Below are 19,330 nucleotides of genomic sequence, written 5' to 3' on the forward strand. Positions count from 1 at the left end.
AACCACCCGGCCGCAAACAACGAAGCTGGACAGCAACCTTCACGGTCACCATCCAGCCCCATCCATCACCCTGAACGCTTAACTCACCGGCATTGTGCCCTGGCGACACAAAGTCTTCCGGATCATGGGAAATGGGCGAGTGTCGATGGCTGGACCGGGGAGTACCACGGTGCGGGCGGTGATCTTCGGGCCGGCGGGCTCGACCGCATGACGAATTAGGGGCGTGGTGTCCGCTGCCGACCTGTCGGCTCGACCGCGGTCGCCGGACGGGCGGGCGGGCTGCCCGCGCGTCAGGGGGCGTAGACGAGGTCCATGGTGTCGGTGTGGGCCGGCCAGGTGAGGGTGAGGTGCCAGCAGCCATGCTGGGGCAGGTCGATGACGGACGGTCCCGGGCCGCCGGTGACATGGCGTCGCACGGGGGTGGTGGTGCCGTCCAGGGTCGCGTCGATCAGCAGGTCGCCGGGCGCAGTGGAGGATTTCGACACCCAGAGGATCTTGTTGGAGGAGCCGTCCGGTCTGGTGACGGCCAGGGGATGGCCGAACATGGCGGCCACGACCTCGTCCTTGTCGCCCAGGACGTGGGGCATGCTCGAGTCGCCGGAGAAGCCGCCGCGGGCCCACTCGGGCAGCGGGCCGGTCTCGACGGGGGAGCCGCAGCCGGTCCGCTGGGCAGCGGGCGGTGGCGTGGCGTCGTCGGTACAGGCGGCGGAGAGCAGCACAGTGACCGACAGCAGCAGTCCGGCAGGGAAAGCCGGCAAGGGGAGTCTCACGCCAGGACCGAGTCGCAGGCGGCGCATCGCGTTCCCTGTGGCGCAGGAGCTCCTTCGGCAGGGCGAGCAGGCCGTCGATCGGGCGCGGCTTCCAGCCGAGCAGACGCTCGGCCTTCGCGGACATCGCGGCGAGGTTGCGGCCCAGCAGCGCGCGCAGGGTGCGCAGGGCGCGCATCCGCGGGTCGACCAGGGCGAGGCCGCGCGCGATCAGCAGCGGCATCTCCGGGGTCGGCGCGGTCGCCGAGGCGCTCACGCAGGACGGCCGCGAGGACGCGGGCCCGGTTCTCGCGGGCGTCCGCGCGCACCATCCGGGGAATCTAGTCGTCGTAGGACTCGGCCAGCTCGGCGAAGGCCGCCTCGGCCGGCTCCAGCGCGGTGAGCAGGTCGGCGAGGGGGCGCCTGCCGGTGAAGCGGGCGTAGCCGCGGCCGACGGTCAGCAGGGCGATCAGGGCGTCCTCGTTGCGGAACGGCAGGGCGCCCGCCGCGTCCTCCCAGAACAGGACGTGGTCCTCGGTGTCGCCGTCCTTGAAGGCGGCCGCGCCGGCCAGCATCAGCAGCAACTGCCGGGCCGGGGCCTCCCAGAAGCCTGATTGGCCGGGCGTCCACAGGTATGCCTCGAGGGCACCGTCATGGTGGCGCAGGACGGTGATGCCAACGGAGTCGAGGGCGGCGACGAGCGAGCGGGGCGTCGCGCCGGGCGCGGAGAACGGGCCGTCCGGCGTACGGTCGGACCACCACCAGCCGGTGAACATCGCCGACGGGTTCTCGATGATCGTGGCGTCGGGCACCGGGGTGTCGAGCCACTCGTCGAAGGCCTTGCCGGGCATGGCGATCCGGGCCGCCGTGATGAAGGTGTACGACACAACCGCGAATTCTAGGGCTACTACAGCCAGCCGGAGCGGCGGAAGAGCCGGTGCAGGACCACCGAGCCGGCGGCCATGACCAGGATGGTCGCGTAGAAGCCGTACTGCCACTGCAGGCCGGGGATGTGCTCGAAGTTCATCCCGTAGATCCCCGCGATGGCGGTCTGCAGCGCGGCGATCGCGGCCCACGACGCGATCTTGCGCATGTCGTTGTTCTGGTCCAGGCCGACCTGGGCGAGCCGCGCCTGCAGGATCGAGTCGAGCAGCTCGTTGTCGGAGCCGACCCGCTCCACCACCTGGGTGAGCCGGCCGAGCAGGTCGGCGAAGTACTGCCGCAGCGGCGGCGGCAGCTCCACCACCGCCGGGTCGTTCATCCGCCGCAGCGGCGCCTGCAGCGGCACGACGGCCCGCTTGAACTCGACCAGCTCCCGCTTCAGCTGGTAGATCTGCTGCACGTCGCAGCCGCCGACGCGCAGGAACGCGGTCTGCTCCAGCTGCTCCACGTCCTGCTCCACGTGCGTCGCGACGTCGTGGTAGACCTCGACCATCCGGTCGCACACCGCATAGGCGACGGCCCACGGGCCGTTGCCGAGCATGGCGGGGCGCTGCTCGAGGTACTGGCGGACGTCGGCGAGCGCACCCGCGCCGCCGTGCCGGACGGACACGACGAAGTGCGGCCCGATGAGCAGCGTGACGGCGCCCGTGTCGACGACCTCGGAGGTGGCGGTCAGCTCGGCGTGCTCGACGTAGCGGGCGGTGCGGACGACGAGCATCGTCACCTCGCCGCGCCGCTCGACGGCGGGCCGGCGCTCCAGCGCGAGGGCCTTCTCGGCGGTGAGGTCGTCGAGGCCGAGCTCCTCGGCGACGGCCGCGAACTGCGCCCACGTCGGCTCGAACAGTCCCAGCCACACGAAGCCGTTGCGCCGCCGGCGGGCCGCCGCGTAGGCCTCCTGGAACGAGTGCCCGCCGGGCTGACGCACGCCGCGCACGTAGAGCGCGCAGTCGACGACCGCGTCCTGCGCGGCGCCGGCGAGCAGGTGTGGCAGCGGCTCGCCGGGCTGCAGGTGCCGCATCATCCGCCCGATCATCCTGCCGACCCGGCGGCCGACCTTGACCTGCTGCACTCCTGACCCCCTTCACGCGGTAGCGCCACGCTACCGCGTTGATCGTCAGGGGGTATCGGCCGCGCCGGGCAGCGCGGGGCTCTCGTCGAGCTGGACGTAGAGCAGGGTGCCGAGCACGAGCAGCGTGCCGGCGAAGACCTCCCAGCCCAGCGCGATCCCGGCGACGGTGACGACCACGCACTGCACCACCAGCGCGACCGTCGTCCAGCGGCGGGCCTCGCGGTGCCGCAGCGCCGAGGCCAGCAGCCACCCGCCGAGGGTGACCAGCAGCGCGCCGAGGACGACGGCGGCGACCCGGATCCCGGTCTGCGCGTGGTCGGGGTCGGCGCCGTTGAGCGACATCGAATACGCGCCGATCACCCCGCCGACCACGAACAGCGCGGCGCCGACGACCACGCCCTCGACGATGATCCCGATCGCCGCGACCAGCAGCGCCACCATTCGCATCCGGCCAAGTTACTCCCCGGTAGCTCAGGCTTCAAGACCCGTCGATGGCGTTGTGAACGGTCGCCGCGCGCCCGTTCCCAACGGGTGACGGCGCCGGTGATATGGACGAAGTGGTATGAGGGGGGCGATCGGCAGGCATTGCTATATGTACATGCGTGGCTACCGTCACACCGTTCCGCTGCCAGGGAGGCCGAGTGAAACGATCGATCGCCGCCGCCAGTGCATTGCTGCTAACCGGTGGCATACTGGCCGCCGTCGCGTCACCAGTTAGCGCGTCGCCCAGTACGCCGGTCCCGTCGTCGTTGCAGGCGCACCGGGCCGACATCCGCGCCGCCGACAGCGAGGCGTACGCCGTTACCGCCAGCAAGAAGGACGCCAACGGCGCGTCGCACACCAAGTACGCCCGCACCTATCACGGCCTGCGGGTCTACGGCGGGGACTTCATCGTGCACACCGCCCCGGACGGCACGTTCGCCGGCACCTCCGTCGGCCTGCAGGCGCCGCTGACCGCCGCCACCACCGCCACGGTGTCCAAGACGGCCGGCGCGGCCAAGGCGAAGTCCGCGTTCCAGGGTTCGATCACCGCCGTCGGCAGCCCCGAGCTGTTCGTCGACGCCAGCGACGGCACCGGCGTCCTGGCCTACGAGACCGTGATCAGCGGCTGGCGGGCAGACGGACAGACCCCGTCGAAGCTGCACGTGATCACGGACGCGACCACCAACGCGGTCCGCGGCGCGTTCGACGAGATCGAGACCGTCAACGGCACCGGCAACAGCATCTACTCCGGCGCGGTCACCATCGACACCACGCTGTCGGGCTCGACGTACCAGATGATCGACCCGTCGCACGGCAACGGCCGCACCTGCGACATGAACAACGGCACCAGCACCTGCACGACGTTCACGGACGCGGACAACGTGTGGGGCACCGGCGCCAACGCCAACCGGCAGTCCGCCGGCGTCGACGCGCACTTCGGCGCGGCGAAGACGTTCGACTACTTCAAGCTGGTCCACGGCCGCAACGGCATCTTCGGCAACGGCACCGGCGTGCCGAGCCGGGTCCACTACGGCAACGCGTACGTCAACGCGTTCTGGGACGGCGCGCAGATGACCTACGGCGACGGCTCCGGCAACGCCCGGCCGCTCGTCGCGCTCGACGTCGCCGGGCACGAGATGAGCCACGGCGTCACCGAGGCCCTCGCTGGCCTGGTCTACTCCGGTGAGTCCGGCGGTCTCAACGAGGCCACCTCCGACATCTTCGGCTCGATGGTCGAGTTCTACGCCGCCGCGCCCAGCGACCCGGGCGACTACCAGATCGGCGAGAAGATCAACATCAACGGCAACAACACGCCGTTGCGCTACATGTACAACCCGACGCTGGACGGCTCGTCGCACGGCTGCTGGTCGACCACCACCAAGAACGTCGACGTGCACTACAGCTCCGGCCCCGGCAACCACTTCTTCTTCAACCTCGCCGAGGGCACCGGCGCCACCTCCTTCGGCACCTCGCCGGTCTGCGGCTCCGCTCCCGCGGTCGTCGGCATCGGCCGGGCCAAGGCCGAGAAGATCTGGTACCGCGCGCTCGACGTGTACTTCACCTCCAACACGTCGTACGTGAACACCGGCAACCCGGGCAACACCGCCCGGGCGTACTCGCTGAGCGCGGCGACCGACCTGTACGGCACCTGCTCCGTGGAGTACAAGGCCGTCCAGGCCGCGTGGACCGCGGTCAACGTGGCCGGCAACGACGCCGTCTGCCCGACCGGCAACGACTTCTCCCTCGCCGCCTCGCCGGCGAGCGGCTCGGTCAACCCGGGCAGCTCGGTGACCAGCACGGTCACCGCGACGCTCACCAACGGCTCGGCGCAGACCGTGGCGCTGACCGCGTCCGGCCTGCCGTCGGGTGCGACCGCCAGCTTCAGCCCGGCCTCGATCAACTCGGCCGGCGGCACGTCGACGCTGACGATCGCGACCTCCGCGTCGACCCCGTCCGGCACGTACGCGGTGACCATCACGGGCACGGGCGCCAGCTCGACCCGGACCACCACCTACAGCCTGACCGTCAACGGCGCGCCCGGCTGCTCCGGCACCAACGGCAACGACGTGGCGATCCCGGACAACACCACGGTCACCAGCACGATCGTGATCAGCGGCTGTGCCCGCAACGCCTCGGCCACCAGCTCGGTGAACGTGGCGATCTACCACACCTACCGCGGTGACCTGGTCGTCGACCTCGTCGCGCCCGACGGCTCGGTCTACAACCTGGCCAACCGGACCGGCGGCAGCGCCGACAACATCATCCAGAACTTCTCCGTCAACCTGTCGAGCGAGGCCGCGAACGGCACCTGGACCCTGCGGGTCCGCGACGCCGCGACTCTCGACACCGGCCGGATCGACACCTGGACGTTGACGCTGTAGAGCTCAACGTAGCGTAACCGTCACGACCGGTGCGGGCGGGAAGGCTCAGGCCTTCCCGCCCGCATCCATGCAGGTCAGCTGTGACGCAACCGATACGATCACGGGGCAGCGGGAACTCTGCGTGACCGGTAAAAACTTGCGCATGTCGAAGGTTACAAGGCTCGTTATTTCCGGCGTGGTGCTCGCCGCCATCGCTGGCGGCTCGTGGTTCTTCAGTCGTGACAATGGCCAGAACGCCAAGCTCGGCGACTGCCTGCACCAGGTCGCGTCGGATGACGTGAAGATCGTCAAGTGCGACAGCAGCGATGCGGACTTCAGCGTCGTCGGCAAGGTCGAGGACAAGACCCAGGCCGAGGCGTCCGGTTCGGCCTGCGAGCCGTTCGCCGAGGCGGAGTCCGTCTTCTGGTGGGGCAGCTCCGGCAGCAAGGGCGACGTGCTCTGCCTGAAGCCTCTCAAGAAGAGCTGATCCCCGTTTGAGCGGGTAAGGCGGAACCACCCGTCCGGCACGACGCCGCCGAACCCGGCACCACCCTTTCAACCGCCCCTCGCAACCCCGGCCCCCTATCGGGTGCCGGGGTTGCTCTCTGCCGAGGGTCAGTAGCCGGGGAAGACCGCGCGGAGGTCGTCCAGGGTGACCGGGCCCGTGATCTTCACGTCGGCCGGGGTGTACTGCGGGCCCAGCCGCCCGGCCGCGAGTCGCAGGAACGCGTCCAGGGTCAGGCTCAGCTCGCCGTCCGGCGACGCCGGCGCGGCACCGAGGGTCACCGGGTCGGCGAGGCGCAGCCCGCGCTGCTCGCCGAGGTCGGTGAGCGTGACGAGCAGGTCGGCGGTGCGGCCGTCGAGGAACGCCGGCTTCGCGATCCAGCCGAACAGCCCCTCGACCCGCTCGTCGATGAGGACGGCCGCCTCCGGGGCGAGCGTCGCGGCCGGGTCGAGGGCGACCCGGACGTCCCAGTCGTGGTAGCCGAACTCGGTCAGCCGCAGCACGGCGGACGTCGCCACGTCGACCGGCTCGGGCATCCAGCCCAGGTCGATGCGGTGCTCGGCGCGCTGCGTGGCGTCGAAGGCCTCATACGCCTCGACGAGCCGCTCGTTCGCAACCGGGAACTCGACAGCACGCTCGGCGGGGCTCATGCCGTCCCACCGGGCCCACACGCCCTTGTTGAACTCGAACTCCGGAGCGGGACGCCCTTCCAGGGACGCGCGCACCGCCTCGAGGTTGATCTCGGCCCCGCTGCCCAGGTGGCTGATCACCTGGGAAATGTCCCACTCGCTGGCCGCTGAAGGGCCGGTGAGCTGCTCGGGCGTGAGCCCGCGGACGACAGCGGTGAGGTCGTCGTGGCCCTTGCGCAGGGCGGCGATCGCCTGGTCGGCTCGGCTGGTCATCGTGCTCCCTCAACCCTCTTGAACATCGAAGTGGATATCGACGATTTCCTTGAAGGATAAACAAGTTTGTGACGCAGGACATGGCAGGTCCTGCCCGAACGGCAATATTGCCGGGTTGGCAACATCAGGTACGTTGTCGATCGTGAACACGGGGCCGGGGTTACGTGAACGGAACGACGCCGCCGCGCGAACCACGTCCCCGAAGCGGACGCGGGTGCGTCCCCGTGCCTGGGCCGAGCTGCTGCTGGTCGTCGGCCTGTTCCTCGCCTACAAGATGGGGCGGCTGCTCGTCGACGGCAGGGTCGGGCAGGCATACGCCAACGCGAAGCTGGTCTGGCACGCCGAGCGGGCGATGTGGCTGCCGGACGAGGCGGCGCTGCAGCACCTGCTGCTCACCTCCGAGGTCGTCATCCGCTCCGCGAACGTCTACTACGCGGTCGTGCACTTCCCGGCGACGGTCGCCTTCCTGGTATTCATGTACATCTTCCGTCCCGAACACTACATCCGCTTCCGGCGCATCCTCGCGTGGTTGACCGCGGCCGGGCTCGTCATGCACTTCGCGTTTCCCCTCGCGCCGCCGCGGATGCTCGCCGGCATCGGGATGCTCGACACCGCCGCGAGGTTCGGGCCGTCGGTGTACGGGCCGCCGCAGACCGACACGCTGAGCAACCAGTACGCGGCGATGCCGTCGCTGCACGTCGGCTGGGCGCTCGTCGTCGCGCTCGGCCTGATCGTGTCGACCCGCAGCCGGTGGCGCTGGCTGTGGCTGGCCCACCCGATCCTCACGACCGTCGTCGTCGTCGGCACCGCCAACCACTACTGGCTCGACGGGATCGTCGGCGCGGCCCTCGTCGGCGCCCTGATGCTCGCCGTCGGGCACGTCCGCAAGCGCACCGCCGCCCCGGTGCCGGTGACGATCCCCGCGCAGCTGCGGCGCAACCTGGAATACCTCGCCGTCGGGGAGTCCGCCTACCTGGCCACGCTCGGCGACACGATCTCCGAGACCGGCCCCGCGCGTCGCCGGTGACGGCACGAGCGCGGGTGCGGTACCAATAGCGCTGTGGACTGGAATCTTCGCACCTGCGCGCGGCGTGGGCACGTCACGTACGCGCCCGACGAGGCGCCCTTCCGTGAGCGGCTGCACGCCACGACCCCGGTCGGCGAGGCGTGGCGCTGCCTGCGCTGTGGCGACTTCGTCATCGGCGAGCCGCTGTCGGCCGGCCCCGCGGCGGGCGCCCCGATCGTGCTGCGCGGCCGTGCGCTGCGCGACGCCCTCGTGCTGCGGCTGCTGTCGATCGAGCGGTTCGCCAAGGGCATCGCCGTGCTCCTCGCCGGTTATGGCGTGTACCGCTTCCGCACGCATCGCGACGGCGTCGAGCGGGCGTTCAACGACGACCTGCCACTGCTGCGCCCGTTCGCGGACCGGATCGGCTGGAGGTTCGAGGACTCCGCGATGATCCACACCATCCGGACGGTCATCGAGGCGGAGTCCAAGACGCTGCTGTGGGTCGCGCTCGGCCTGATGTTCTACGGCGTCCTGCAGGTCGTCGAGGGTGTCGGCCTGTGGATGCTGAAGCGGTGGGGCGAGTACTTCGCCGTCGTCGCGACCTCGCTCGGCCTGCCGGTGGAGATCTACGAGCTGACGGAGAAGGTCACCTGGCTGCGCATCGGCGCGCTCGTGATCAACATCGTCGCCGTGCTCTACATCCTGCTGTCGAAGCGGCTCTTCGGCCTGCGCGGCGGGCACGCCGCCCACGCCGCCGAGCGGCACGAGACCAGCCTCATCGAGGTGGAGATCGCCGCCAGCGAGCCGACCCTGCCGCACGGGCTGCGCAATCCGAAGCCGCCCGCCTCGCACGGTGACGGGCTTCCGGCCGAACTGCCCACTGGCGGGAATCGTGCGGGCGTCGTATAGTTGAAAGCGAGACCGGCATCTTCCCCCGTGGATGCCGGTCTTCTTATTGCCCTCTGGCTTCCGGCTGCGCCCTGGCGGATCTGATCGCCCTGATGGTGTTCAGATTGTGCTCGCGGGCGCACGCCTCCAGCGTGCCGGCGTCGTCCTCGCCCCGCTCCAGCCGGTCCAGCAGCTCGTCGTGCTCCTCGACCGCGGCCTGCAACCGCAGCGGCGGGTACAGCGACGCCAGGACCCGCGACGCGTCGATGCGGTCCCAGATCCATTCGAGGGCCTCGATCACGTGCCGGTTGCCGCAGCAGCCGAAGATCGTGCGGTGGAACTCGCGGTGCAGCGCCATCGTCCGCTCGTTGGCCTGCTCGACGCGTAGCTGCGCGTTGAGGTCCCTGGCGGTCGCGATCCGCTCCGCGGTCATCCGCGGCGCCGCGTCGGCGAACGCGTATCCGTCCAGCAACGCCAGCATCTCCACCAGCTGCACCCAGTCGTCGGTGCCGAGCGTGGCGACCCTGGCGCCGACGTTGCGCTCGAAGCTGACGAGGCCCTCCGCCTCCAGCCGCCGGATCGCCTCCCGCACGGGCACCGGGCTGACGTCGAGCTCCCGCGCCAGCGTGCTGAGCACGAGACGGTGCCCCGGCTGATAGCGACCGTCGATGATCCGCTGCCGGATGCGGCGATAGGCGAGCTCGTGCTTCGAGGGCGCGGTCGGCCCGGTGCTGCTGTGCTCAGACTGCACGTGCGAGTTCCGCTCTTGACAGGGGCCGGGCGCCCCCACAATCATATACGATCGGGTGGAGGGCAGCGTCATCCTCACATTCCCGCAGCTGGTGCGCCATCGGCGGGGCGGCTGATGCGAGACGGGGGCGGCCGCACCGCCGATGGTGCGCTGGTTCGGTGTCGCGGCAGCGGCGCGTTCGCGATTATCTTTGTACGCTGTTCGAGTGGGTGAAGCGGCCTGGTCGATGAGCGACGAGTCCGAAGTGAGTCGTGACCTGGGCGCGGTCGACTGGACCGCCACGCCGCTCGGCGATCCGGCGCAGTGGTCGCAGAGCCTCCGCTCGGTCGTGCGGATCCTGCTCGGCTCGCGCTTCTCGATGTGGATGGCGTGGGGCCCGGACCTGACGTTCTTCTGCAACGACGCCTATCGCCGCGACACGCTCGGCAAGAAGTACCCGTGGGCGCTGGGCAAGCCGGCCCGGGACGTGTGGGCCGAGATCTGGCCCGAGATCGGCCCGCGGATCGCCGCGGTCATGGCGACCGGCACCGCCACCTGGGACGAGGCGCTGCGCCTGTTCCTCAGCCGTAACGGCTACACCGAGGAGACCTACCACACGTTCTCCTACAGCCCGCTCACCGACGACGACGGCGTCATCGCCGGCATGCTCTGCGTGGTCAGCGAGGACACCGACAGGATCGTCGGCGACCGCCGCATGGCGACCCTGCGCGACCTCAGCGCCGACGCGTCGGGGCCGACCGCCGCGGACAACGAGGCCGTCACCGAGGAGGCCGTCTGCGCCGGCGCGGCCCGGCACCTGGGCGTCCGCGACGACGACCTGCCGTTCACCCTCATGTACCTCTTCGACGAGGAGGCCGGGACCGCGCACCTCGCGTGCAGCACCGGCGTGCCGGCCGGACCTCTCGCCGACACCGTGGCGCCCGCCGTCCTCGACCCGCACGCCGAGCCGTTCTGGCCCGTGGCGGAGCTCGCCCGGGGCGTGCCGCTGACCCTCGGCGGATACACCGACCTGCCCGCCGGCGCGTGGGACGAGCCGCCGACCGAGGTCCGTCTCGTGCCGCTGCCGAAGCCCGGCGGCGGCCGGCCCTACGGGTTCCTCGTCGTCGGCCTCAACCGCTACCGGCCGTTCGACTCGGCGTACAGCGGCTTCGTGGACCTCCTCGCAGGGCAGCTGGCGGCGAGGATCGGCACCGTGCGCGCCTACGCCGCCGAGCGCCGCCGCGCGGAATCTCTCGCCGAGCTCGACCGGGCCAAGACGGCGTTCTTCACCAACGTCAGCCACGAGTTCCGCACGCCGCTCACGCTGCTGCTCGGCCCGGCCGAGGACGCCCTGACCGACCAGGCGACGCCGCTGCCGCCCGGGCAGCGCGAGCGCGTCGAGGTCGTGCACCGCAACGCCGAGCGGCTGCTGAAGCTCGTCAACACGCTGCTGGACTTCTCGCAGCTGGAGTCGGGGAAGCTCGAGCCCCGCTTCGAGCCGATCGACCTGGCCACCGCCACCGCCGAGCTGGCCGGCATGTTCGACTCCGCGGCCGAGCGCGCCGGGCTGCGCCTCGTCGTGGACTGCCCGCCGCTGCTCCGGCCGGTCCTCGCCGACCGCGAGATATGGGCGAAGATCACGCTGAACCTGCTGTCCAACGCGTTGAAGTTCACGTTCGACGGCTCGATCACCGTCAAGGTCGCCGCGTCCGCGGACGACACCTCCGCCGAGCTCAGCGTCACCGACACCGGCGTCGGCATCGACCCCGCCGACCAGGCAAACCTCTTCGACCGGTTCCACCGCATCATGGGCACCCGCTCCCGCACCCACGAGGGCTCCGGCATCGGGCTCGCGCTGGTCGCCGAGCTCGCCGCGCTGCTCGGCGGGACGGTCGGCATCCGCAGCGCGCCGGGCGTCGGCAGCACGTTCACCGTCACGCTGCCCTTCGCCGAGCTGCCCGCCGGGCCGGCGGGCGGCGCCGACGAGCAGGGGGAGCGGGACGTCACGGCCGACCGGATCGTGCCCGGCTTCCTCGCCGAGGTCGAGCGCTGGATGGTGCCCGCGGTGTCCACCGTGTCCACCGGGTCCCTGGCCTCGGCGGTGCCGTCCTCCGCGGCGGTGGTGCGGTCGGCCGCGCCGACGGTCCTGGTCGTCGACGACAACACCGACATGCGCGACTACATCCGCACCATCCTCGAGGCCGACTACCAGGTCGTCGAGGCCACCGACGGCATGGCCGCGCTGCGGCTGCTGCACGACACCCAGCCCGACCTGGTCCTCACCGACGTCATGATGCCGGAGCTCGACGGCTTCGGCCTCGTCGCCGCGCTGCGCGCCGACAGCACCGCCGCGCACCTGCCGGTCGTCATGCTGTCGGCCCGGGCCGGCGACGAGGCGACCGTCGAAGGGCTCGACGCCGGCGCCGACGACTACCTCATCAAGCCGTTCTCGCCGCGGGAGCTGCGCGCCAGGGTCCGGGCCAACCTGGAGTTCGACCGGGTCCGGCGCACCCGCGACGAGCTGCAGCGCAGCCGCGAGCTGCTGGACCAGGCGCAGCGCCTCGCGTCCGTCGGCAGCTGGGAGCTCGACCTCGCCACCGGCGACGTGCACGGCTCCGAGGAGTTCCTGCGCCAGATGGGCATGACCGCCGCCGACCTGCTCGACCCGGCGGCCCGCGAGGCCACCGACGCGCGCCTGCACCCCGACGACCGCGAGCTCGTCGACGCGGCGATGGCCGCCGCGATCAGCGGCGAGCCGCTGGACTACGAGTGCCGCGTCTACCAGCCCGACGGGACCCTGCGGGTCTTCCGCACCATCGGCGAGCTCGAACGCGACGCCGCCGGCGCCCCCGTCCGGCTGCGCGGCTCCAACCAGGACGTCACCGAGCAGCGCCGCGCCGAGCAGACCCTCGCCGCCGCCAGCGGGCTGCAGGAGGCCGCCGCCCGCGAGCACCGCATCGCCGACGAGCTGCAGCGCAGCCTGATGCCGCCGCTCACCTTCGATCCGGAGCATCTCGACGTCGCCACCTACTACCGGCCCGGCGTCGCCGGCACCCAGGTCGGCGGCGACTGGTACGACGTCATCGAGCTCGGCGCGGACCGTACCGCCCTCGTCATAGGCGACGTGATGGGCCGCGGGGTGCCCGCCGCCGCCGTCATGGGGCAGCTGCGGGCCGCGGTCCGCGCCTACGCCCGGCTCGACCTGCCACCCGCCGACGTCCTGGAGTTCCTCGACGGTGTCGTCCGCGACCTGCGCGAGGACCAGATCGTCACCGTCGTCTACGCCGTGTACGACCCGGGCGAGCGCAGCCTCACCTACGCCAACGCCGGCCACCTCCCGCCGCTGCTCCTGCTGCCCGGCGGCACCGTGCGGCACCTCACCGTCAACGGGCCGCCGCTGGGCACCGGCCCGCTGACGCTCGCGGAGGAGCGCGTCGAGCTGCCCGTCGGGGCGTTGCTCACGCTGTACACCGACGGCCTCGTCGAACACCGCGACCGCGACCTCGACACGGGCATCGACGCCCTGGCCACCCACGTCGGGACGCTGACCGCACCGACCGGCCCCCTCGCCGACGTCCCCGACCGGCTCGTCGAGGCGCTGCTGCCGGACGGCCCCGACGACGACATCACCGTGCTGCTCGCCCGGGTCGTCGCCGCGCCCGGCGAGGAGCAGTCCGTCATCCAGGACATCCCAGCCGAGGAGCGGGCCGTGCGGACCGCGCGCCAGTTCGTCGCGACCACGCTGGGCCGCTGGAACGTCCCGTCCCGCGTCATCGACGACCTCGTCCTCGTCGTGAGCGAGCTCGCCGCGAACGCCGTCCTGCACGGGCGCCCGCCGATCCAGCTCCGGCTGCGCAACGGCGGCACCCACGTCGTGCTGGAGCTGCACGACACCGCGACCTACCTGCCGCGCAAGCAGCGCCCGACCCCTGATGACGAGCACGGGCGCGGCCTGCAGCTGGTCTCGTCCCTGTGCGACCGCTGGGGCACCCGCCCGACCGCGGACGGCAAGGCCGTCTGGTGCATGCGCATGATCTGACGCCTCACCGCAGGTGCAGGGCGAGGCGCGGGCAGTGCTCCACGGCTCGTCTGGCGTGGGGGAGCAGGTCCGCCGGCACCGGGGGTTCCTTGCCGCCGCCGGTGCTGCGCGGGTAACCCCACTCGTCCTGCTCCAGAAGCTCCGGTGGGGTACACGATGAGCGGCTTCCCGGAGCCGGTGTGCTGCCGTCGCTCGATCGCCGCGAAGTCGCGGTCGTAGCCGAGGCGGCAGATCGCGGCGCCGACGGTCGGGTCGACGTCGCCGCCGGTGTCGCGGGCCGCCCGCAGCGCCACGGCGACGAGCCCGGCGAGCAGCTCGCTGACCTCGACCGGCCGCCCCGCCCTGCGGTGCACCTCCTGCAGCTCGGCGTCGTCACGGAAGCGGCTGCAGGCCCGGTCGACGGCGTCGAGCTCGCCCGCACGATCCGCTCGGCCTCCGGCAGCGCCGCCGGGTCGGTGACGACGAGCCGCACCGTGGTGCCCCACGCCGCCCACTGCGCGGTCCCGTCGCCGACCGGAAGATGCTCGACGGTGCCCATCTCAGGACCCGCCCGTCGTGGCCTGGCTGCCGCCGCCGCTGTTGCCGCTGTCGCTGCTCGTGCCGCTGCTGTCGTCGCTGAGCCGCGGCCACGCCGAGCCGTTGTCGGTGCTGTCCTCGGTGCTGCTGCCGGTGCCGGTGCCGGTCGTGCCGTCAGTGCTGCTCGGTGTTTGGACGCGGCCGGCGTACGCCACACCGGCGACCGCCAGCGAGCCCGCGACTCCGATCGCGGCGAGCGGGCCGGTGAGACCTGTCGCACGTCGGAGGCCCTGTGCCCGATCCATGGTGCGCTCCCTCCACTCGTCTGCTGCCACGAGTCTTGGAGCACCGCCTGCGTTCCGCTTGGCAGGCGGCTGTGAGCCGGCTGTGGAGTGGTCAGCTCCGGAGGCCTCTGGGGCCACGACCCCAGGATCGGCCTCGAGCGGTCAGCGCTGGATCGGCCGGCGCAGCGAATACGTCACGGCGTGCAGCCGGTGCGGCTGCCCGACGACCAGCGCGGCCCGGTCATATGCCTGCCACCCCTCGGCCCCGGCCCGGTTCAGGTGCCGCAGGTCGTTGTACCGCTCGTCGGTCCCCCACCGCTGCACCCCACCCGGGTGGTGGAACACCGCGTCCCAGTCCTCGAACTTGTCCGTGCCCAGTGTCCCCGCCGCCCGGTATTCAAGCCGTGCATACTCCCATTGCGTCACGCGGTCCATCATGCCGGACGTGCACCATGACGACTACGTTGGTAGATGTGGAACATGATCGCCCTGTGGACGCGGACCGCGACCGCGACAGCGCCGGCCGGGCGCGCAACGCCCGTCCCCGTGACGGTCTGGGCCGTCCACTGCCGCACGGGGCGCCGGGCGTACCGACGATGCCGGACGATCTGGAGGTCACTCCCGCGACCGCGTTGACCCTGGCGCAGGAGCTGCTCGACGGCGGCCGCCCGTTTCATGCCCACGAGGTCCTGGAAGCCGCCTGGAAGAGCGCGCCGCCGGCCGAACGTGAGCTGTGGCGCGGCCTGGCCCAGCTCGCCGTCGGCCTGACCCACCTGCACCGCGGCAACCCCACCGGCGCCCAGCGCCTGCTGACCCGGGCCGCCGACCGCCTCGACGCCTACCACCCCGCCCCGCACGGCATCGACGCCCCCGGCCTCGCCCTGTGGGCCCGCTCCGCGGCGACCCGGCGGGACGCGGCGCCACCCCGCTTGTGCGCGCCGCGAGCGGACTGAGGTGTCAGCCGCCGCCTCGGCGGGCGGCTCGGGCGCGGACAGGTGCAGCACCTCGTAGCGATGATTTCCATGTCGTAGTCGGCGGGCAGGGTGAGCTCGTACTGCATGGCGGGCATCAGACGGCCGCAGCAGGCCCAGCGCGCCGCGGACGGCGCTGTCGAAAGGGGCTCTGTACAGCATGGACGGCGAAAACGGGAGCGGCACGGCGCCGCTCCCGTCGGTGGTGCGTCAGGTCCGGTCGACCCAGGGGGCCTGGAAGATCGACCGCTCGGCGGCCGCCTGCGAGCGGAGGATCTCGTCGATCTCGCTGGTCTCCTCGGCGGTGTGGCGGCCGAGGATCAGGTCGAGCTCGAGGCGCTCGGCCGGCGTGCGGTACGCCGCGATCTCCCGGGCGAGCGTCCGCCGGGCGCGACGCGCCTCGAAGCGGCTGGCGACGGCGTTGCGGACCCGGCTGGCTGTGGTCTGGGTGGGCATCTGACTGTGCTCCTTCTCGAATCGGTGTCTGCTCCACTGTATCGATTCAGAAAGATCATCACAGCTGAATGGCGCGTGAGGCTCGACACGCGTCGGATGGACGTCAGGAGGGGAGTCAGGCGGCTTCGCGGTTGGTGCTGCGGCCCGTGGCCTGACCGGGGACGAGACGCAACCGTCGCCGAGGCTCCGGCGGGGTTCCCGCGGAGGACGAGGAGCCTGGTGACGAGGAGCCTGGTCCGGAAAGGCGGGACGGTGGGCGATCCGGGTCGAGAGCGGGCCGCGTGAGGGCGACGACGATCGCGTACCCCGCGAGAACGAACCCGTGGCTCAGCAGCCGCTCCGTCTCGACCCGCCCGGCGAGGAGGTCGTTGACGCTGAGCAGGGCGAGCAGCGCCACGAACGCCGTCAGCATCGGCAACGCCCCGGCCGGCCGGCCCCGCCGGCTGGCGATCCAGCCGAACCCGGCCCCGATGGCGACATTCCAGGCGGCCGACTCGTGCCACAGGTGCCCGGCCCCGTCCCCGTGCAGGTCGGTGGCGGTGGCCGCGTCGGTGACCTGAGCGATGCCGAGCATGAACTGCGCCGCCCCGAACAGCCCGAGCAGCACCCGCAGCGCGAGCACCACGCGGCGCCGGTCGACGGCTCGGAACCATCGCGCGGAGCGTGGCGCACGTGCGGGCGGGGGAGGTGCGTCTGCCGCCGGGAGGACGCCGTGGGCGTCGAGGGCGGCGAGGAGGTCGTCGGCGCCCACGGGTTGCACGGGGACCTGCTGGACGCGGAAGAGCCGGGTGGCCGTCACGGCGTCGGCGTGCCAGGAGCGGCAGGCGGGGCAGCGGCGAAGGTGCGCGTCCGTGAGGGCGGCGTCGATCGGCTCGTCCTCGCCGTCGAGGCGGGCCGACAGCGCCTCGCGGAAGGCCGGGCAACCGGCGTCAGATGAACGCTCCACGCACCGATCGTGCCAGACCGGAGCGCGGAGCGGGTGGTGGCCCGCAGCCGCCCTCGCGGTGCGCTCCGGACGTCGGGCGTCAGGCGAGGGCGCCGGCCGCGTCGGGGACGGTGTCGTGCAGGGTGAAGACCTTGTCCAGGCCGGTGATCCGGAAGATGCGGCGGATCTTGTCGTCGGGGCAGACGAGGCCGAGAGCGCCGGTGCCCTGGCGGACCCGGTTGTGGATGCCGATGAGGACGCCGAGGGTGGTGGAGTCCATGAACGTGACCGTCGTGAGGTCGACGATCACCGTGCCGTCGCCCTCGTCGAGCGCGGTGGTGATCGCCTGGCGCAGCGCCGGAGCGGTGCTGACGTCGAGTTCGCCGTCCGCCCGGACCACGCTGTGCCCGTTGAACGTCGAGATCGCGAACGGCATCAGACAATCTCCACTTCGTGGGTAGCGGTATGACCGTAGCCGGTCTTGCGGCAGGCGCTATCGTGGGGCCGGGACATGCTAATGGGGAGGACGCACCGTGGACGACTCGCCTTCCGGCGTGCCGATCGAGATCCTGCTCGTCGAGGATGATCCGGGCGACGTGCTCATCACGCGCGAAGCGTTCGCCGACCACAAGGTGTCCAACCGGCTGACGGTGTGCTCCGACGGCGCCGACGCGCTGCGGTTCCTGCGCCGGGAGGGTGTCCACGCGGACGCGGCCCGCCCTGACATCGTACTGCTGGATCTCAACCTGCCGGGGATCGACGGCCGCACGGTCCTCGCCGAGATCCACGCCGACCCGGCGCTCAACGACATCCCCGTGGTGGTGCTCACCAGCTCCCGCGCCGAGGAGGACTTCCTGCGCAGCCACGAGCTGCGGGTCGACACGTATATCTTGAAGCCCGTCGACTTCGCCAGCCTCATGCACGTCGTGCGCCGGATCGAGACCTTCTACATCAGCGTCCGCCGCAGCGTCAACGTATGACGAAGCGGCCCGGAAGACCCATGGAGGGTCCTCCGGGCCGAAGGCAGGGTCAGGGCGCGTCGATGGCGTTGCGGGTGATCGCGTCGGCGAGCCAGCGGCCCGAGGACTTCACGGTGCGCCGCAGCGTGTCGTAGTCGACGTGGATGAGGCCGAAGCGGCGGCTGAAGCCGAACGCCCACTCGAAGTTGTCCAGCAGTGACCAGGCGAAGTACCCACGCAGGTCGACGCCGGCGGTGATCGCCTCGTGCACGGCGGCCAGGTGGCCCCGCAGGTAGGCGATCCGCTCCGGGTCGTGGACGGCGCCGTCGGGGGAGCGGCGGTCGTCATACGCGGCGCCGTTCTCCGTCACGTAGATCGGGCGGTCGCCGTAGTCGCGGCGGATGCGCAGCAGCAGGTCGCGCAGTCCGGTCGGGTCGACGGACCAGCCCATGTGCGTGACCGGCCCGGGGGTCGGGTGGAAGCGGACGTGCTGCGCGGTCGGATACGGCGTTCCCTCGTCGAGGGTCCCGTCGGTGGCGGCGCTGACCAGGTCCGGCTGGTAGTAGTTGACGCACACCGCGTCGACCGGCGCCGACACGATGTCCAGATCACCCGAGCGCACATACGACATATCGGTAATGTCAGCAATGTCGTGCACGGTGTCGGCGGGGTACGTGCCGCACAGAATCGGCTCGAAGAAGATCCGGTTCAGCAGGCCGTCGATCCGCCGCGCGGCGTCCGCATCGGCGGGGGCATCCGTGAAGGGCCGCACGGCACCCGCGTTCAGGGCGACCGACACCTGCCCGGCGACCCCGGCGGCCCGCAGCGCCGCGACCCCGAGACCGTGCGCCAGCAGCAGGTGGTGGGTGGCGACAAGGGCGTTCAGATGGCCACGCCGGCCGGGCGCGTGCCCACCGGTGCCGTACCCGAGAAACGCCGAGCACCACGGCTCATTGAGGGTGTTCCACAGTGCCACCCGATCCCCGAGCCGGGCCGCGACCGCCGCCGCGTAGTCCCCGAACCGCAGCGCCGTGTCCCGGTTGGTCCAGCCCCCGGCGTCCTCCAGCTCCTGCGGCAGGTCCCAGTGGTAGAGCGTCGCGGCCGGCCGTACCCCGGCGGCGAGCAGCTCGTCGACCAGGCGGTCGTAGAAGCTCAGCCCCGCCTGGTTGACCCCGGACCCGCCGGCCGGGCGGACCCGCGGCCACGCGATCGAGAACCGGTAGGCGGACAGCCCCAGGTCCTTCATGATCGCGACGTCGCCCCGGTAGCGCTCGTAGTGCCCGGTCGTGCGGGCGCCGGTGTCGCCGTTGTCGATGCGGCCCGGCTGCGCGGCGAAGGTGTCCCAGATCGACGGGGTGCGGCCGTCGGCGTCCACGGAGCCCTCGATCTGGTAGGCCGCGGTCGCCGCGCCCCACCAGAAGTTCGAGGGAAACGTCAGGACGCCTTTCGCGGTCTGCACCGCTGTCGTGCTCACACCCACCACCACTTCCCCGTACGTCAACAGACAGGAAGCTTGGAGAGCGCTCTCCAAGCAGAGTGACCAGACTGC

At 71.6% G+C, this 19,330-nt stretch carries 20 protein-coding genes and 2 pseudogenes; 7 read left to right on the plus strand and 15 right to left on the minus strand.

Features of this window, described 5'->3' with window-relative positions; genetic code table 11:
- Positions 1–290 precede the first annotated feature (290 nt).
- From ABZS58_RS47095 to ABZS58_RS47110, 4 genes are all read right to left on the minus strand, one after another.
- Positions 291–770: a hypothetical protein gene (locus tag ABZS58_RS47095; RefSeq protein ID WP_354790942.1), complete on the minus strand. Its 480-nt coding sequence runs from the start codon at positions 768–770 to the stop codon at positions 291–293.
- A 317-nt stretch (positions 771–1,087) separates the two neighbouring features.
- Complete coding sequence (locus tag ABZS58_RS47100) at positions 1,088–1,633, minus strand: hypothetical protein (protein WP_354790943.1); 546 nt, start codon at positions 1,631–1,633, stop codon at positions 1,088–1,090.
- A gap of 20 nt (positions 1,634–1,653) precedes the next feature.
- A complete protein-coding gene (locus tag ABZS58_RS47105; protein WP_354790945.1) occupies positions 1,654–2,757 on the minus strand; it encodes a magnesium and cobalt transport protein CorA in 1,104 nt (367 codons plus the stop codon).
- Positions 2,758–2,802: 45 nt separating this feature from the next.
- Positions 2,803–3,204, minus strand: coding sequence for a hypothetical protein (locus tag ABZS58_RS47110; RefSeq protein WP_354790947.1), 402 nt, complete (start codon positions 3,202–3,204; stop codon positions 2,803–2,805).
- 194 nt (positions 3,205–3,398) lie between these two features.
- On the opposite strand from ABZS58_RS47110, the gene ABZS58_RS47115 reads away from it, so the two are divergent.
- Both ABZS58_RS47115 and ABZS58_RS47120 read left to right on the plus strand, forming a co-directional pair.
- Positions 3,399–5,621 (plus strand): M4 family metallopeptidase, encoded by a 2,223-nt coding sequence (locus tag ABZS58_RS47115; protein WP_354790948.1) that lies wholly within the window; start codon positions 3,399–3,401, stop codon positions 5,619–5,621.
- 121 nt (positions 5,622–5,742) lie between these two features.
- On the plus strand, positions 5,743–6,087 hold the full coding sequence (locus ABZS58_RS47120) for a hypothetical protein (protein WP_354790949.1): 345 nt from the start codon (positions 5,743–5,745) through the stop codon (positions 6,085–6,087).
- A gap of 128 nt (positions 6,088–6,215) precedes the next feature.
- Here the strand turns inward: ABZS58_RS47120 and ABZS58_RS47125 are convergent, their stop codons facing one another.
- Positions 6,216–7,007: a maleylpyruvate isomerase family mycothiol-dependent enzyme gene (locus ABZS58_RS47125; protein ID WP_354790951.1), complete on the minus strand. Its 792-nt coding sequence runs from the start codon at positions 7,005–7,007 to the stop codon at positions 6,216–6,218.
- A gap of 9 nt (positions 7,008–7,016) precedes the next feature.
- Positions 7,017–7,157 carry a hypothetical protein gene (locus ABZS58_RS47130; protein ID WP_354790953.1) on the minus strand — a complete coding sequence of 47 codons (141 nt, stop codon included), beginning with the start codon at positions 7,155–7,157 and terminating at the stop codon, positions 7,017–7,019.
- A 64-nt stretch (positions 7,158–7,221) separates the two neighbouring features.
- On the opposite strand from ABZS58_RS47130, the gene ABZS58_RS47135 reads away from it, so the two are divergent.
- Together ABZS58_RS47135 and ABZS58_RS47140 are read left to right on the plus strand one after the other, a co-directional pair.
- Positions 7,222–8,034 (plus strand): phosphatase PAP2 family protein, encoded by an 813-nt coding sequence (locus tag ABZS58_RS47135; protein WP_354790955.1) that lies wholly within the window; start codon positions 7,222–7,224, stop codon positions 8,032–8,034.
- Positions 8,035–8,067: 33 nt separating this feature from the next.
- The gene (locus ABZS58_RS47140) at positions 8,068–8,922 is read left to right on the plus strand and encodes a DUF2127 domain-containing protein (protein WP_354790957.1); all 855 of its coding nucleotides are present in this window, start codon (positions 8,068–8,070) and stop codon (positions 8,920–8,922) included.
- A gap of 43 nt (positions 8,923–8,965) precedes the next feature.
- On the opposite strand, the gene ABZS58_RS47145 is transcribed toward ABZS58_RS47140, so the two are convergent.
- Positions 8,966–9,652: a GntR family transcriptional regulator gene (locus ABZS58_RS47145; protein WP_354790959.1), complete on the minus strand. Its 687-nt coding sequence runs from the start codon at positions 9,650–9,652 to the stop codon at positions 8,966–8,968.
- Positions 9,653–9,857: 205 nt separating this feature from the next.
- Between ABZS58_RS47145 and ABZS58_RS47150 the strand changes: the two genes are divergently transcribed.
- Complete coding sequence (locus ABZS58_RS47150; protein WP_354790961.1) at positions 9,858–13,670, plus strand: SpoIIE family protein phosphatase; 3,813 nt, start codon at positions 9,858–9,860, stop codon at positions 13,668–13,670.
- A gap of 275 nt (positions 13,671–13,945) precedes the next feature.
- On the opposite strand, the pseudogene ABZS58_RS47155 reads toward ABZS58_RS47150, so the two are convergent.
- From ABZS58_RS47155 to ABZS58_RS47165, 3 genes and pseudogenes are all read right to left on the minus strand, one after another.
- Positions 13,946–14,164 (minus strand): annotated as a pseudogene (locus ABZS58_RS47155) (hypothetical protein); the annotation flags it as partial.
- Positions 14,165–14,209: 45 nt separating this feature from the next.
- Positions 14,210–14,491: a hypothetical protein gene (locus ABZS58_RS47160; protein WP_354790963.1), complete on the minus strand. Its 282-nt coding sequence runs from the start codon at positions 14,489–14,491 to the stop codon at positions 14,210–14,212.
- 141 nt (positions 14,492–14,632) lie between these two features.
- The gene (locus ABZS58_RS47165; RefSeq protein ID WP_344504361.1) at positions 14,633–14,896 is read right to left on the minus strand and encodes a hypothetical protein; all 264 of its coding nucleotides are present in this window, start codon (positions 14,894–14,896) and stop codon (positions 14,633–14,635) included.
- A 65-nt stretch (positions 14,897–14,961) separates the two neighbouring features.
- Here ABZS58_RS47165 and ABZS58_RS47170 point away from each other — a divergent pair, with 65 nt between their 5' ends.
- The gene (locus ABZS58_RS47170; protein ID WP_354790965.1) at positions 14,962–15,423 is read left to right on the plus strand and encodes a DUF309 domain-containing protein; all 462 of its coding nucleotides are present in this window, start codon (positions 14,962–14,964) and stop codon (positions 15,421–15,423) included.
- A 53-nt stretch (positions 15,424–15,476) separates the two neighbouring features.
- Here the strand turns inward: ABZS58_RS47170 and ABZS58_RS47175 are convergent.
- The 4 genes and pseudogenes from ABZS58_RS47175 to ABZS58_RS47190 form a co-directional block, all read right to left on the minus strand.
- Positions 15,477–15,539 (minus strand): annotated as a pseudogene (locus ABZS58_RS47175) (DUF4865 family protein); the annotation flags it as partial.
- 112 nt (positions 15,540–15,651) lie between these two features.
- A complete protein-coding gene (locus ABZS58_RS47180) occupies positions 15,652–15,897 on the minus strand; it encodes a hypothetical protein (protein WP_354790966.1) in 246 nt (81 codons plus the stop codon).
- Positions 15,898–16,012: 115 nt separating this feature from the next.
- A complete protein-coding gene (locus ABZS58_RS47185) occupies positions 16,013–16,843 on the minus strand; it encodes a zf-HC2 domain-containing protein (protein WP_354790968.1) in 831 nt (276 codons plus the stop codon).
- 79 nt (positions 16,844–16,922) lie between these two features.
- Positions 16,923–17,258 (minus strand): STAS domain-containing protein, encoded by a 336-nt coding sequence (locus tag ABZS58_RS47190; protein ID WP_354790969.1) that lies wholly within the window; start codon positions 17,256–17,258, stop codon positions 16,923–16,925.
- Positions 17,259–17,355: 97 nt separating this feature from the next.
- Between ABZS58_RS47190 and ABZS58_RS47195 the strand changes: the two genes are divergently transcribed.
- A complete protein-coding gene (locus ABZS58_RS47195; RefSeq protein WP_354790970.1) occupies positions 17,356–17,802 on the plus strand; it encodes a response regulator in 447 nt (148 codons plus the stop codon).
- 49 nt (positions 17,803–17,851) lie between these two features.
- On the opposite strand, the gene ABZS58_RS47200 is transcribed toward ABZS58_RS47195, so the two are convergent.
- On the minus strand, positions 17,852–19,255 hold the full coding sequence (locus tag ABZS58_RS47200) for a GH1 family beta-glucosidase (RefSeq protein ID WP_354790972.1): 1,404 nt from the start codon (positions 19,253–19,255) through the stop codon (positions 17,852–17,854).
- Positions 19,256–19,330: the final 75 nt, after the last annotated feature.

Origin of the sequence: Dactylosporangium sp. NPDC005555 (assembly GCF_040605635.1) — a bacterium.
Taxonomy (GTDB): Bacteria; Actinomycetota; Actinomycetes; order Mycobacteriales; family Micromonosporaceae; genus Dactylosporangium.